The sequence below is a fragment of the Cohaesibacter marisflavi genome (assembly GCF_963665895.2).
GTDB lineage: Bacteria > Pseudomonadota > Alphaproteobacteria > Rhizobiales > Cohaesibacteraceae > Cohaesibacter > Cohaesibacter marisflavi.
On sequence record NZ_OY762534.1, the window covers coordinates 2115533 to 2128890 of the forward strand.

14 protein-coding genes and 1 pseudogene are annotated in these 13358 nt (G+C 54.0%); 6 read left to right on the top strand and 9 right to left on the bottom strand.

The genetic code is table 11. The annotated features are described in order from the left end of the window. Positions 1-46 precede the first annotated feature (46 nt). The 7 genes and pseudogenes from ACKPCT_RS10675 to ACKPCT_RS10705 form a co-directional block, all read right to left on the bottom strand. Positions 47-1186 (bottom strand): sulfate/molybdate ABC transporter ATP-binding protein, encoded by a 1140-nt coding sequence (locus ACKPCT_RS10675; protein WP_319569182.1) that lies wholly within the window; start codon positions 1184-1186, stop codon positions 47-49. Between the two features lie 40 nt (positions 1187-1226). Further along, positions 1227-2063: a sulfate ABC transporter permease subunit CysW gene (gene cysW / locus ACKPCT_RS10680; RefSeq protein WP_319569183.1), complete on the bottom strand. Its 837-nt coding sequence runs from the start codon at positions 2061-2063 to the stop codon at positions 1227-1229. Then, complete coding sequence (gene cysT / locus ACKPCT_RS10685; RefSeq protein ID WP_319569184.1) at positions 2056-2913, bottom strand: sulfate ABC transporter permease subunit CysT; 858 nt, start codon at positions 2911-2913, stop codon at positions 2056-2058. Before cysT ends, cysW begins: the two co-directional genes overlap by 8 nt. Before the next feature lies 1 nt (position 2914). Next, entirely contained in the window at positions 2915-3931 is a 1017-nt protein-coding gene (locus ACKPCT_RS10690; protein ID WP_407652466.1) for a sulfate ABC transporter substrate-binding protein, read from the bottom strand. Between the two features lie 88 nt (positions 3932-4019). Beyond that, positions 4020-4463, bottom strand: a complete 444-nt coding sequence (locus tag ACKPCT_RS10695; protein WP_090067611.1) for an RrF2 family transcriptional regulator — start codon at positions 4461-4463, stop codon at positions 4020-4022. Positions 4464-4660: 197 nt separating this feature from the next. Then, positions 4661-5230, bottom strand: a complete 570-nt coding sequence (locus ACKPCT_RS10700) for a GNAT family N-acetyltransferase (protein WP_319569185.1) — start codon at positions 5228-5230, stop codon at positions 4661-4663. A 208-nt stretch (positions 5231-5438) separates the two neighbouring features. Next, positions 5439-5705: pseudogene (locus ACKPCT_RS10705) on the bottom strand (IS21 family transposase); the annotation flags it as partial. Between the two features lie 360 nt (positions 5706-6065). On the opposite strand from ACKPCT_RS10705, the gene ACKPCT_RS10710 reads away from it, so the two are divergent. Then, the gene (locus tag ACKPCT_RS10710) at positions 6066-6737 is read left to right on the top strand and encodes a CerR family C-terminal domain-containing protein (protein ID WP_090067609.1); all 672 of its coding nucleotides are present in this window, start codon (positions 6066-6068) and stop codon (positions 6735-6737) included. Positions 6738-6808: 71 nt separating this feature from the next. Further along, the gene (locus ACKPCT_RS10715; RefSeq protein ID WP_319569186.1) at positions 6809-7804 is read left to right on the top strand and encodes a lipocalin family protein; all 996 of its coding nucleotides are present in this window, start codon (positions 6809-6811) and stop codon (positions 7802-7804) included. Between the two features lie 323 nt (positions 7805-8127). Here the strand turns inward: ACKPCT_RS10715 and ACKPCT_RS10720 are convergent, their stop codons facing one another. Further along, entirely contained in the window at positions 8128-8652 is a 525-nt protein-coding gene (locus tag ACKPCT_RS10720) for a DMT family transporter (RefSeq protein WP_090067604.1), read from the bottom strand. 66 nt (positions 8653-8718) lie between these two features. Next, complete coding sequence (locus ACKPCT_RS10725) at positions 8719-9885, bottom strand: pyridoxal phosphate-dependent decarboxylase family protein (protein WP_319569187.1); 1167 nt, start codon at positions 9883-9885, stop codon at positions 8719-8721. Positions 9886-9980: 95 nt separating this feature from the next. On the opposite strand from ACKPCT_RS10725, the gene ACKPCT_RS10730 reads away from it, so the two are divergent. The 4 genes from ACKPCT_RS10730 (at position 9981) to ACKPCT_RS10745 (ending at position 13305) form a co-directional block, all read left to right on the top strand. Then, positions 9981-10484, top strand: a complete 504-nt coding sequence (locus ACKPCT_RS10730; protein ID WP_319569188.1) for an ArsR/SmtB family transcription factor — start codon at positions 9981-9983, stop codon at positions 10482-10484. A gap of 363 nt (positions 10485-10847) precedes the next feature. Continuing rightward, entirely contained in the window at positions 10848-11345 is a 498-nt protein-coding gene (locus ACKPCT_RS10735) for a DNA-3-methyladenine glycosylase I (protein ID WP_407652467.1), read from the top strand. 148 nt (positions 11346-11493) lie between these two features. Beyond that, positions 11494-12111: a helix-turn-helix transcriptional regulator gene (locus ACKPCT_RS10740; RefSeq protein WP_090067595.1), complete on the top strand. Its 618-nt coding sequence runs from the start codon at positions 11494-11496 to the stop codon at positions 12109-12111. A gap of 24 nt (positions 12112-12135) precedes the next feature. Then, on the top strand, positions 12136-13305 hold the full coding sequence (locus ACKPCT_RS10745) for an aminotransferase class I/II-fold pyridoxal phosphate-dependent enzyme (protein ID WP_319569189.1): 1170 nt from the start codon (positions 12136-12138) through the stop codon (positions 13303-13305). Positions 13306-13358 lie beyond the last annotated feature (53 nt).

The window sequence follows — 13358 nt, forward strand, 5'->3', positions numbered from 1 at the left end:
GGCAATGCCCATCAAGCATAGTGGATCAGACACGATCTTGCGAGCACTAGGAACAGGATGGTTCATACTGTCGCAGTGGTCCTGCGGACCGGTTGCGTGGATAGACTACACGAGCCTCGCGAGCCTCCTTTCTCCTCGCCTCGGCCTCACCTTCATTCTCGGGGAAGAGCGTCCAGACTTTGGGACGGAATGTAAGCATGTCCTGTTGTCCGGCGGGATGGTCTATTGGGACATCCACCTCCACATGATGGCCACCTGATCCGACGAGCAGATCCAGCCTGCGTGTACCTGCCATGCGGCGGCTCGCAATGATTTTGCCAACAAGGCATGGGCTCCCATCATCGACGAGTTCAATCTGATGCGGACGGAAAAAGAGAAGCGCAAGCCCGATCTGATCACTGGCAAGACCTGTGGGCTGCCCTCCGAGCCAGATCTGGCCCTGCCCCAGATGCACGGGCAGTTCGGATGCCTCCCCGATAAAGCGATGCACAAATGGTGCAGCGGGATGATCATATACCTCGTCAGGGGAGCCGACCTGCTCGATCTGCCCCTCATTCATGACGACGACCCTATCGGCCAATTCCAGAGCCTCTTCCTGATCGTGGGTGACGAACACGGTGGTGTGCCCTGTGCGATCATGGATTTCGCGCAGCCAGTGGCGCAGATCCTTGCGCACCTGGGCATCGAGCGCACCAAATGGCTCATCCAGAAGCAAAACCTTGGGTTCAATCGCCATGGCTCGTGCCAAAGCCACACGCTGGCGTTGCCCGCCGGAAAGCTGGGCAGGATAGCGCCGCTCAAGGCCGGTAAGCTGAACCATATTGATGAGATCCATGGCGCGCATCTCGATCTCCCGTTTGGGTGGTCTGCTTTCGCGTGGCCTGACCGATAGTCCGAAGCTCACATTCTCCAACACCGTCATATGCCTGAAAAGGGCATAATGCTGGAAGACAAAGCCGACCTGCCGCTGCTGGATTGGTTTTCCGGAAGCCTCTTCATCACCGAAGAAAACCTGACCGGCGGTGGGCGATTCCAGCCCGGCAATCAGGCGCAGGAGCGTTGTCTTTCCTGATCCTGAAGGACCGAGTAGTGCGATCAGTTCCCCGGCATGGATTGCAAGGGAAATGTCCCTGAGAGCAGCGGTGGCGCCAAACGCCTTACTTACATTTTGAATGCCAAGATCCATGACAGACCTCCCATTGAAATTGCCTAGAGGCACTTGGTGATCAATCGGCATAGCGACGCTCGATTGCGGTTTTGAGAACAAGGGTGACAAGAGCCAGCCCCACCAGCAGCGAGGCAACGGCAAAGGCGGCGGCAAAATTATATTCGTTGTAGAGAATCTCGATATGCAGCGGCATGGTGTCCGTGAGACCTCGAATGTGGCCAGATACGACGGAAACTGCTCCGAATTCTCCCATGGCGCGGGCGTTACAGAGCAGCACGCCATAAAGAAGCCCCCAACGGATGTTGGGCAGAGTGACATGCAGGAAGGTCTGCCAACCACTTGCTCCAAGACTGAGCGCGGCTTCCTCGTCGGCCGATCCCTGATCCTGCATCAGTGGAATCAACTCTCGTGCGACAAAGGGAAAGGTCACAAAAATCGTGGCCAGAGTGATGCCCGGCACCGCAAAGAGTATTTCGATCCCCCAGCCCTTCAACCATGGCCCGAGCACGCTGCCCGAGCCGAACAGAAGCACATAAACCAGCCCGGAGATGACCGGAGAAACGGAGAAGGGCAAGTCGATGAGCGTGATGAGAAAGGCCTTGCCGCGAAACTCGAACTTGGCGATGGCCCATGCAGCTGCGACACCAAACACCATGTTTAGCGGAACAGAAATCGCAGCGACCAGCAACGTCAACCGAATGGCAGCCAATGCATCAGAGTCGAGAATGGCCTGAAACCAAGCCCCTACGCCATTGCGAAACGCTTCTGAGACCACAACAACCAGCGGCAGGAACAGAAACAGTGCCAGAAAGAGGAAGGCAATGGCCATGAGCACCAGTCTGACCAATGGCGTTTCGGCTGTCGCTGACTGGATGGAAATGGTTTGATCAGCCATGGCCGAACCTCCCCCTGCTCCATGCCTGGATCAAATTGATGATCAAAAGCATGAGGAATGAAATGGATAGCATCACCACGCCGACAGCGGTTGCCGCTGCATAGTTGAACTCCTCCAGTCGAATGACGATCAGAAGAGGCGCGATTTCAGAGACATAGGGTATGTTGCCTGCAATGAAGATGACCGAGCCATATTCGCCAATGCCGCGTGCCATGGCCATGGCAAAACCGGTCAGGATCGCCGGGAGCAATCCGGGCAGGAGCACGCGCCTCACAATATCGAGGCGCGATGCGCCCAAGGTCGCAGCCGCTTCTTCTATCTCCCGGTCGACCTCTTCCAGCACAGGCTGGACGGTGCGGACGATGAAAGGCAGACCAATGAAGACGAGCGCGACCACGATCCCTGCGGGGGTGAAGGCAACCTTGAAGCCGAAATCTGCCAGCCATGCGCCAATCATGCCGTTGGGTGCATAGAGCGTTGCAAGGGCAATCCCGGCGACAGCTGTGGGCAGCGCAAAGGGCAGATCAACCACAGAATCGACAATGCGTCGACCCGGAAAGCGGTAGCGCACGAGGACCCAAGCCACGACAAGGCCGAAGACCGTATTGATCAGGGCAGCCAGCACGGCACTGCCAAAGCTGATTTTAAGAGCAGCGATCGTGCGCGGATCGCTCGCCAAAGCCCAGAAGGCGTCCCAACCAAGGTTGGACGAGTGCCAGACCAGTCCCGACAGCGGGATCAGAATGACCAGTGAGAGATAGCAGACCGCGAAGCCAAATGTCAGCCCGAAGCCCGGGATCACACCCGGCTCGCGGAAGTGCCATCTACTGCTTTGCACAGTAGCAGTCATGTTAGCGCTCCGGCTTGTAGATCTGATCGAAAATGCCACCATCGGCAAAGAAGGTCGGCTGCGCTTTCTTCCAGCCACCGAAATCATCAACGGTGACCAGGGTGAGATCAGGGAAGCGCGTCATGTCCTGCGGGTCAGCCAATTCTGGCTGATAAGGGCGATAATAGTGGCGGGCAGCTAGACGCTGACCATCCTCGCTGTAAAGGCCCTCAAGATAGGCGGTGGCGATCTCGGTCGTGCCCTTGTGTTCGACATTGCCATCGACCAGAGCAACCGGAGGCTCGGCCTTGATGGAAACGGACGGAACAACAATTTCAAACGCCCCCTCGCCTAGCTCATCAAGAGCCAGAAACGCTTCATTCTCCCAAGCCAGCAGCACATCGCCAATAGCACGGCGAACAAAGGTGGTCGTAGCGCCGCGTGCGCCGGTATCCAGTATCGGCACATGCCGGAACAGATCGCTTACATACTGCCGCACGCTGGGCTCATCGCCTCCGTAAGCCTTTTGCGCCCAGGCCCATGCGGCGAGGAAGTTCCAGCGGGCGCCGCCGGATGTTTTCGGATTGGGCGTAATCACCTCAACCCCATCACGCACCAGATCGGCCCAATCGGAAATGTCCTTGGGATTACCCTTGCGCACGAGAAAGACGATGGTTGAGGTGTAGGGCGCGCTGTTGTTGGGAAGCCGTTCACGCCACGCCGCGGAAATTTTGCCGGTCTTCTCGGCAATCGCATTGATGTCGGCTTCCAGAGCCAGAGTGACGACATCAGCTTCTAGTCCGTCGATAACGGAGCGAGCCTGCTTTCCGGAGCCTCCATGGGACATGCGAATGGTCACCTTGTCTCCGGTTTTTGCATTCCAGCTGTCGATGAACAGCTGATTATACTCCTTGTACAATTCCCTCGTCGGATCATAGCTCACATTGAGGAGCGTGAAATCCGCTGCGGCTACCGGTGCAGCAAACCCTATGGCTATCGCCATGACGGCAGCCGCGGTGATACTTCGATATCGAGTCATGACAACCTCCCTGAACACAACCAATACCCTTAATCTCTATCGATTTAGTAGTGTTAGTCAAGGAATTTATGCATCACTCGAATTTACCTTATGCGATCAATGGGATATCAGCCTTTTCAGGGTCAGCTATTGCGTCTGCGATTGTCGTATTGTCAAGAATTTTGCGCGTAGCATCAGTCACTTTGGCAAAAACTTTACGGATCTCGCAGGCCTCTTCGTCGTCGCAGCCATCGCATTTGCGATAGGCCATCTTGCTCAGGCATGGCAGCGGTGCGATCGGTCCATCTATGATACGCAGGACCTCGCCAAAGGTGATCTCATTCGCGCCTTTAAGAAGCAGATAGCCCCCCATTTTCCCGCGGCGGCTCTGAACGATGCCGTGCCGTTTAAGATCCAGCAGGATCTGCTCGAGAAACTTTTTCGGGATATTCTGAGAGGAGGCAATATCGGAGATCATGGAGACTTCATCATCATCCAGCCGCGCCAGCGCGAGCAGCGCCCTGAAGGCATATTGTGCTTTCTGCGATATCATTTCGTTCCAGTCTTCCCTGATCAACTGGCTCTATTCTAGCAAACCCCATCGGTTTAGTCGTCATTAAATCTCATAAATTAAAGAGATTGAGGTCTAACTTGCAAGGCAGGGGTGCTAGCGTGCATTCCGACGATGATTTTCCCTCCCGGATTCATAACAACTCCACCCATCGAAATGAGCTATCATTAGGGCGCGCTCTATGGTGCCTTGGAATTGCTCTGAAGGTGTTGAGGCGAAACAGTCAGGTCCTTCTCGAAATAAAATCGCCGAAGTCCGCCTCCTACCGTCTTTAGGGATTCTGTTTGTGCCGTTTTCTCGGCTGATAAAATGTAGCCAGACGAGCGATACAGAGCCAGCGCAGCCTCTTGGATTGCCGACGTACTGAGCACAAGGCGTGCTCGGCCAACCTCAACAGTCAGTGCCTCGGCTCTGGCTAAAAGCGTGCGACCAAGCCCCTTACCTCGCATTTGCGGCGCAACATACATGCGGCGAAGCTCCATGGCGTCGGTGCCAGATTGCTCAAGTCCAAACATTCCGCACAGGCAGCCTTCTGATTCAGCGACATGGAATAGTCCCTTATGCTCAGAATAATAGTCTTCAATGCGTTCAATTTCTTCAGCGAGGGATCGTTGGATATATGCTTCGAAAGCAGCTTCCATTCCGGGTGGGGCCAGCAATCTGTTGACCTTTATAAAAAGGTCGGCAACCTCTTCGGTGTCAGATTGCCGGAATGCTCGAATGGTCCATTTGGTGTCGTTACCTATCACAGTTGGTCCTTTCCAATTTCATTGCAGCGCATGATGCTAGCCATCGAAACCCATCGTCAGTAGGTGGCAAATAGCTTTTGACACGATTACTAACTCTGCCAATTTACAGCATTGTCACTCGGCCATCACTTGGCCATCGCGGAAGCGGAGAAGGCGGGCATCAGCTTCGGGCTTCAACCTGCCTTGCAAGATCCATCAGATCACCCGCGACATAATCCTTGATGATCGTATAGCCTCCGGTGAACCCACGCTCATCACGAAGCCGCTCGAATATCCGCTTGGCCGTGTGACGCTGTTTGCGGTGCACGACCTTGTCTGATTCAAGCCATCCATCGATGATCGCCGTAAAGCCATCAAGCTTGGGCCGCCTGACCTCTTTCTCACGCCGGTATCCTAGGGGTATCGAAAATGCAACCAACTTGCGAACACTGTCGCGCGAAATACCGAAATGACGAGCCGCCTCCCGCTGGCTCATGTGTCAACTGTTGAGGCGCGCAATGACAGCTCATCAAGAGCACGCTGACGCTGGACTTTTTCACACAAACAGCAAAAGTCTTACCTGCTAGAGGAGCTGTTCGGAATGAAGGAGTTCGAGCCTTTGGGCCGCGCCCGTGAAAACTTTCAGCAAACCGATCTTCCTCATGTGTTTACTGAAGGCAGTGGCATTGTTGAGGTTTAGGGTCTTATCCCTTTCAGAATTTCCTGCTGCTGTTCCATCCACTCCCATTCTTCGGCTCCTGATCCCAGTCGCATTTGGACAAGGTGTTGGCTCGCAACTTAATCACTTGATTAATTCACTTGACTTATTCACTTGGTTAAGTTTACATAACCAACCATGGAACAGAGACAAGATACCAGCCAACGCGGCCAGCTCACCCGACAAGCCCTCATCGAAGCAGGATGTCTGCTGTTCGGACAAAAGGGGTTTCACCTCACCAGCACTCGAGAGTTAGCGAGCGCTGCCGGTGTCAATCAGGCACTGATCGGCTTCCACTTTGGCGGCAAGGAAGGGCTTTACTCAGCCGTTCTGGATTATGTTGAAGCTCAGCTTTCTGCGCGACTGATGCCATCCAAGGATACGGTGCATGGCCTACAGGCGTCAGAAGGCACCCCGGAAGAGCGGACCATCTGCTCTCTTGCCATCGGCGAGATGATTGACAACCTTGTCGACGTGCTGATCGAGCCAGAGCTTGAGACATGGGTTTGCGTCATCTTGCAGGAACAGCAGGAGGACAGTGCTGCCCATGAGCGGGTTTTCGAGAATTTTGTCGCGCCGCATTTCGCATGTCTTCTAGATCTTGTCTCCCGACTGCGCCCCGACAGCAGCGAAACGGACAACAGGCTGACGACGACCATCCTGATCGGTCAGGTTCTCGCCTTCCGCCCTGCACGATCCCTGATCCTGAAACATATGAAATGGGAAACCATAGGCCCGGAACAGGCGCGCGCCATCAAGGATGCCGTGCGCAGAAACGTGACGCTGCCCCTTGTTTCCCGGAAGGAATGACAACCGAGAGAAACGGCCATAGTGACCGGTTGAAAAGTCAAGTCGGTTGTACAAATCAAAGGAGATGACACATGCCTTCAGCAGAAATGACCCCGCAGTCCCCTTCTCTTCCTTTGGATGGTCCCGGCCCTCTTCTCGATGCCGCTACAGACCTTGTCTGGAAGCCCGATTATGAAAATGACTCGTGGTTTTACTTCGGACAATATGAGGTCAACGGGGAGACCATAAACTATCTGTTCCATGCGATGATCATCCCGCTGCCGGAAATAGGCGATGCGGTTCAGCTGATCGTGGCCATCTCCAACGAGACGACCGGCTGGTACAAGGCAGATGATCGCATCATGCCGCTGAGGAAGGCCGAGGTCAAAGAAGGTTTCGACATCAAGATGCCAAACGGTTTCATTCGGGGCACATTGGGCAACATCGATCTGGAAGCCACCCTTGGAGACGGCAGCGGCAAGATTGCCCTGCATATCGCGGCGCCCGGGCCGGTCATCTACAATGCCGGTGTGGGCGAATTTACCGGCATGGATATGCATATCCATCAATATTCGATCCCTCGCCTCGCCACCTCAGGAACCATCGAGATCGAAGGCAAAAGCTATGAAGTGGAAGGCACAAGCTGGTTTGATCGCCAGTGGCAGCTTCTATCCAAGGTTCCTGTCAGCAAACTGAAATGGAGCTGGATCGGAATGACACTCGATACCGGCGAGGCGCTAAGCGTCTGGTCCTGCCCGATGCAGCCAGGCGGCAGCCCCCGCGCGTGGGCCACTCTGCTCAAGGCCGACGGCACCCAGATGGTCATCCCCGTTGATCCCACACTGGGCGCAACAGGGGAATGGAAAAGCGACGTCACCAACTATCGCTATCCAACCCACTGGACTGTTCGCATTCCGGAAATGGATGCTGTTCTGGACGTAGCCCCTCGCCCGCTGAAACAGGAAGTGGTTTCCAAAGAGGCACCGGTGTTGAGTAAATATGAAGGTGCCAGCAGGGTTACTGGCACCTGGCAGGGCAAATCCGTTACTGGCTTTGGCTATGTCGAACTGGTCGGAAACTGGTCATAACAGTTCCCATATCAAAAGCCTTTGCAGCGCAGTTCCAAATTGCGCTGCAATCCTTTGCTTGTTTGAAGACCGCTTCGCACATGCAGCACCTGCATCTGTGCCGATTTCTGCCTCTCACGTGATCTGTACCCCAACTCCCCTCGTTCAGGAAGGCACTCGTGCTCGGAAAGGGGCAGGAGAAAGATCTACAGGAGAGGATAGATTGGTGATTGGCTTTTCGGTTGTTATCACAGATATGAACCGGTCAAGTCAGGCTCCGCTTTTTCAGCAACAACAAACGCCCAACTCTCTTATTCTCGAATGCTCAAGTTAAGGTTAGGTACTTAGCTGATAGGTTCTTCAGCCCTTGGAGACAGGAGATCTGCTCCTTCACTTTTTTCTGCTGTGGGCGAGAACCACTGAACGGTCAACATGCCAGATATAACAAGACATACTCCCACCAGACGACCAAAGCTGATTTCTTTGACCGGCAGGTTCAAAAGACCGAACTTATCCATGAGCAATGAGACACATATCTGACCGGCAATGACCGCAACAATGAAGCTCGTGGCTCCTATACGAGGAACCAAAAGCAGGGCTGAGGTTACAAAAATTGTTCCGGCGACCCCACCAAGCCAAGCCCAGAATGGGACTTCTCCAAGATGCGGAATTGTTGGAGCTGGAGCGTGCGCTAGAATAAGAACTGGGATAGCTACTATCAAGCTTACAACAAGTGAAACAAAGGTTGCCCAAAGTGGGTGGCCCAGTGCACGACCAAGTTCTGCATTGGCCCCTGCTTGCAAAGACACCAAAGCGCCTGCGACCAGAGCGACCAACGCAAGCAAGAAGGATGGAAATTGAAACGGCATATATAACTCCGATTGGCGATCCAGAAACTGGATATCTATGTCATGAGGTTGATTTTTATAAACGTGCTAGCTGGTTTTCTGCCTCGCCCTGACCAATGCCTTTTCCAAAACGGCAAGCAGGCGATCAACATCTTCTTCTGTCGTGGCCCAATTCGACACGCTAATTCTGAAGCCCGAGCGTCCCTGCCACGCTGCGGCACCAAACCAGGCTTCGCCAGAATTCTGTACTTCATGGATGATAGCAGAACAAAGCGCCTCATCCTCAGGAAGTGTCACAAAAACCTGATTGAAATGAACATCATGCGGCACTTGAAAACCAATGCGCTCAACGCCGAATTTCACTTTCTTGGCTAGAGCGTGAAATCGATCAATCATGTCAACAAGGCCATTCTGACCAAGGGAGAGAAGAGCGGCATATGTTTCAGCTCCACGCGCCGAACGGCTAAATTCCATAGCCAAGTCGGACGGCCCCGGCTCTGAAGGAGGCAGATAGGAAGCTCCGATGGCCATGGACTCTCTCATGGTGTCCGGGTGGCGACATAGTGCAATCCCGGAATCATAGGGAGCATTCAGTGTCTTGTGTGCATCAACGACCCAACTGTCAGCGCGCTCCAGCCCATCCAGGTTATGGCCCATTTGCTTGGAAACGCGCGTCCAGAGACCGAAAGCGCCGTCGATGTGAAGCCAAGCTCCAGCAGGCTCAAACAAATCGGCAATTTCAGCGACCGGATCCATGGCGCCCGAACAGACATTGCCTGCTTGTGCCAAAACCATCGTGCGGTCATCCAATATGGGTATTGCCGATGGGATCATTCGCCCCTGATCATCAACAGGGACAAATTCAATCTTGTCGGAGCCTAGACCGATCATCCGCAGCGACTTGAGGACCGTTGCATGGATCTCTGCACTGGCCACGATTCGAATATCGGGGGCACCGATCAGTCCTCGTTCCCGCCTGTGTCCCAAACGTTCCAGCAGAACGTCCCGTGCCGTTATGAGCAAAGAAGCATTCGCAATCGTCGCCCCAGTTGTAAAGGCACCCTGTGTTTCTTTAGGCAGGCGCAAAAGCTCCTTAACCCAGCGGACAGCAACCGTTTCCATTTGGACAACGGACGGGCCGGTTGGCTTGTCTGCAATCTGATCCCACCCAGTCAGCATAGCTCTCGCGGCGCTGGGAGCAGGCAGGGCCCCTCCCACAACATAACCAAAATACCGTCCCGCAGCGCTCGCCATTGTCCCCTCAGACCCGATGATCTCCATCAGGTCAAGTATGCTTTTAACGGGCTGGCCAGTAGTAGGCAGATCGAAGTCAAGCGCGTGAAGGCCTGTTGTTTTGGCCTGAACATGTCTGCTGGATAGCTGACGAAGATATTTCGCGCCTCGGCTTGCTCCTTCTTGCAAAGCAAGGGCCTGACGTTCTAATGATGTTAAAGATACGGTCATACGTCACCAACCTATATAGAAAGTTATCTATATTGATAATCGACAATATTAATGACGAGTCAAGTGCCAAAATGTTTGCGGCTCTTTCCAGCCCGGTCAGACTTCGCATTCTCCTGTGGCTTCTTGAGCCGAGAGCTCATTTTCCAGAGCAGCAGGACGGAGACCTGGTTGACGATGGGGTTTGCGTTGGCTTTATCACCGAAAAAATCGGACTGACCCAGCCAACCGTCAGTGCGCATATGAAAAAACTGGCGGAAGCGGAGCTTGTTACGAGCAAGCGCATTGGTAACTGGATTTTCTATCGCCCTCAGCGGAAAAAGCTGAAGATACTTGGCAACTGGCTGCTTTGTGCTGCGGATAACAGCTCAGTCGAAAACTCTACCAAGTAAGCGGCGCCTGAGATTTAAAACCATTTGGCAATGCCATTTTTAGCTTTGACTAGCGCAAGTTAGAAACGGTTTCCCAACAATTGCAAAAGGTTAGATTGACTTACTGGCGCACCGACGCTCTAGCGTGTGATATCCTCAATGTGGATGCTGTTCGGCAGCGCGTTGTTGAGAGTGAAATGAGGTCAAGAGATGAAGTCGATTGCCGAGATCACAGATATTGCCGCCGACCGTCATGGAGGCTTGCAGACGGTCCAGAGCCGACTGTTCCACCCCAAAGAGCCCAGCGACCTGGCCTTGATATCAAATGACCGATGGCTTGCTGGCATGACACGCTGCATATTTCGCGCAGGGCTGGACTGGTCCTTGATCGATGGCAAGTGGCAGGCCTATGAAGCCGCATTCCACGACTTCGATCTCAGTTTTTGCCGCTCGCTGACAGATAAGCCCCTCACAACAATTGGCAATAGAACTGATATTGTCGGCAACAAAGTCAAGCTCCACTCTATTCCCCAAAATGCGGCTTTCCTGACCGGATTGGAGCAAGAGTACCCATCGTTGGGGGCTTATTTTTCGGCTTTCGGATCTGAAAACTTCTCAAAACTCCTGATGCTCTTGAAAAAGAACGGCAGTCGTTTGGGCTATCCAACCGCCTGTTATTTTCTGCGCTTCATGGGCGTTGACGGCTTCGTGCTTGGCAAGGATGTTATCGCGAGGCTCATCGCGGAACATGTGATTGAGACATCCCCCACTTCACCAAAGGCGCTGCAAAAAGTGCAAGATGCCTTCTCGGCATGGCGAGATGAGCGCGGCTATGCGTTTAGCGAAATCAGCGGCATCCTTGCTCTGTCGATTGATGCGTGACCCCACGGCCCTATCGCAATAGACTGCATGAAGAGGGTTCGGGTTCGGGTTCTGGTTAGGTTGCACGCACAACAGGCGAACGGCTTGACATTACCGAACCTGTACAATATTTTCAAAATTGAACATATCGTACAGATCGTATCTCTTGATGCTTCAGCTTAGCCTTCTTGCCCCCATTTGCCGCTCGTTCGTGCGCCTTCTCCCCGGACAGGTAGAGGTCGTGCTACATGACCTTACAGCCAACCGCATCGCTCTTATCGAGAACAGTTTTTCCCCTCGACAAGCAGGAGATGAGAGCCTCAGCGACATCGCAGACTTCCAGTCTGAATTACGGGACGATGATACGATTGGGCCTTATACGAAATCCAACTCCGACGGGACCCGCTTGCGGTCGGTCTCTGCGCTTTTGCGCAATGATGAGGGCCATCCAGTCGCCCTTCTCTGCATAAATATGCGGGTGGACGCCTTGGAAATGGCGCGCGATGTGTTGGCCGCCTTCACCCAAACCGAACCCGCCCCAACCTCGGATTTACTGCGCAATGACTGGCGCGAAGTTGCCAATGCCATTATCTCGGCGACGCTCACGGAGCTGAAACTCTCATTCAATCAGCTCAAGAAGCAAGATCGGGACCTCATTGTCGAGCGCTTGATCGGCGCTGACATATTCTCGGCCCGCGGTGCCGTCGATTATGTCGCCGAAGCCCTTGGCGTCTCCCGCACCACCCTCTACTCCCACATTAAAAAGAACAAGCTGCCTCTCGATTAACCAGAGCAGCACTAGGAGCCAGCCATGACATTGTCCCGTTCCATGCGTGATTTCAGTTTGGAAGTTTTTTTCTCTGAATGGGAATTCAAGGCGAAGTACCACATGACAGCATCAGACATGGAGAGCCTGTCTGTTGCAGATCTGCTGGCGATGGCCAGCCCGGAAGACCGTGAGGCCTACCAGTCTCTCTGGTTGGGCTATACCCAGACATGGGGCGCGCCGGAGCTGCGAGACGAGATCGCCAACACCTACGAGCGCATGACTGCAGAGAATATCCTTTGTCTGGCCGGTGCCGGTGAAGGCCTCTATATGGTGGCCAAGACATTATTGGGGAAAGACGATCACGCCATTGTCCCGACACCCAATTATCAAAGCGCCGAGACCGTGCCGCTTTCCATTTGCAAGGTTACTGGTCTGCCTTTGCAGCAAGGGACTATGAAAGGCGGATGGGCCCTCGATCTGGATGCTTTGCGTGACGCGATCCGGCCGAACACCAAGCTGCTCTCGCTCAATTTTCCTCACAACCCGACAGGCCTCATTATCCCCCGTGCCGACCTTGAGGCGATCATTGCAATCTGCCGAGAACATGATATCTGGATTCTGAGCGACGAGGTTTATCGTGGTGTGGAACTGGATCCGGAAGATCGTTTGCCACAAGTTTGCGATCTCTATGAAAAAGGTATTTCACTCAATGTGATGTCAAAAGCCTACGGCCTGCCGGGTTTGCGGATTGGCTGGATCGCTTGCCAGGACAAGGCGCAATTGGAAAAAGTCGAGCGCTATAAGCATTATCTTTCCATCTGCAATTCGGCTCCCTCAGAACAACTGGCGCTGATTGCCCTCAAGGCAAGAGACCAGATCCTGACGCGCAATCGTCAGCTTGTTGCAAGAAACGTCACCGATCTGGAACAGCTCTTTGCCGACTATCCGGGCCTCATCGAGTGGACCCGCCCTCTGGGGGGCTGTGTGGCATTCCCACGCTTCACAGGGCCAGAGGGAGGGGAAGCCTTCTGCCGCATATTGCTGGATGAGAGTGGCGTCCTGCTATTGCCCAGCTCTATCTACGCTTCAGATCTGGGCGAGACGCCAGCAGACCACTTCCGCATCGGATTTGGCCGGGATCAGGTTGTCAAAGATGGCATCATCGCCATGCGCGGCTTCTTTGAAACCCATTATGCTGATTTCCGGGCTTAGCTCCCGATACGGTCAGAGAAGAGCCGCAGGTACATTCCTTGCGGACTTCGCGG

Excerpts from the sequence above, each read along its gene's own strand:
- ACKPCT_RS10675 (WP_319569182.1), bottom strand. The coding sequence starts at position 1,186 with ATGGATCTTGGCATTCAAAATGTAAGTAAGGCGTTTGGCGCCACCGCT.
- cysW (WP_319569183.1), bottom strand. The coding sequence starts at position 2,063 with ATGGCTGATCAAACCATTTCCATCCAGTCAGCGACAGCCGAAACGCCA.
- cysT (WP_319569184.1), bottom strand. The coding sequence starts at position 2,913 with ATGACTGCTACTGTGCAAAGCAGTAGATGGCACTTCCGCGAGCCGGGT.
- ACKPCT_RS10690 (WP_407652466.1), bottom strand. The coding sequence starts at position 3,931 with ATGACTCGATATCGAAGTATCACCGCGGCTGCCGTCATGGCGATAGCC.
- ACKPCT_RS10695 (WP_090067611.1), bottom strand. The coding sequence starts at position 4,463 with ATGATATCGCAGAAAGCACAATATGCCTTCAGGGCGCTGCTCGCGCTG.
- ACKPCT_RS10710 (WP_090067609.1), top strand. The coding sequence starts at position 6,066 with ATGGAACAGAGACAAGATACCAGCCAACGCGGCCAGCTCACCCGACAA.
- ACKPCT_RS10715 (WP_319569186.1), top strand. The coding sequence starts at position 6,809 with ATGCCTTCAGCAGAAATGACCCCGCAGTCCCCTTCTCTTCCTTTGGAT.
- ACKPCT_RS10720 (WP_090067604.1), bottom strand. The coding sequence starts at position 8,652 with ATGCCGTTTCAATTTCCATCCTTCTTGCTTGCGTTGGTCGCTCTGGTC.
- ACKPCT_RS10725 (WP_319569187.1), bottom strand. The coding sequence starts at position 9,885 with ATGGCGAGCGCTGCGGGACGGTATTTTGGTTATGTTGTGGGAGGGGCC.
- ACKPCT_RS10740 (WP_090067595.1), top strand. The coding sequence starts at position 11,494 with ATGCTTCAGCTTAGCCTTCTTGCCCCCATTTGCCGCTCGTTCGTGCGC.
- ACKPCT_RS10745 (WP_319569189.1), top strand. The coding sequence starts at position 12,136 with ATGACATTGTCCCGTTCCATGCGTGATTTCAGTTTGGAAGTTTTTTTC.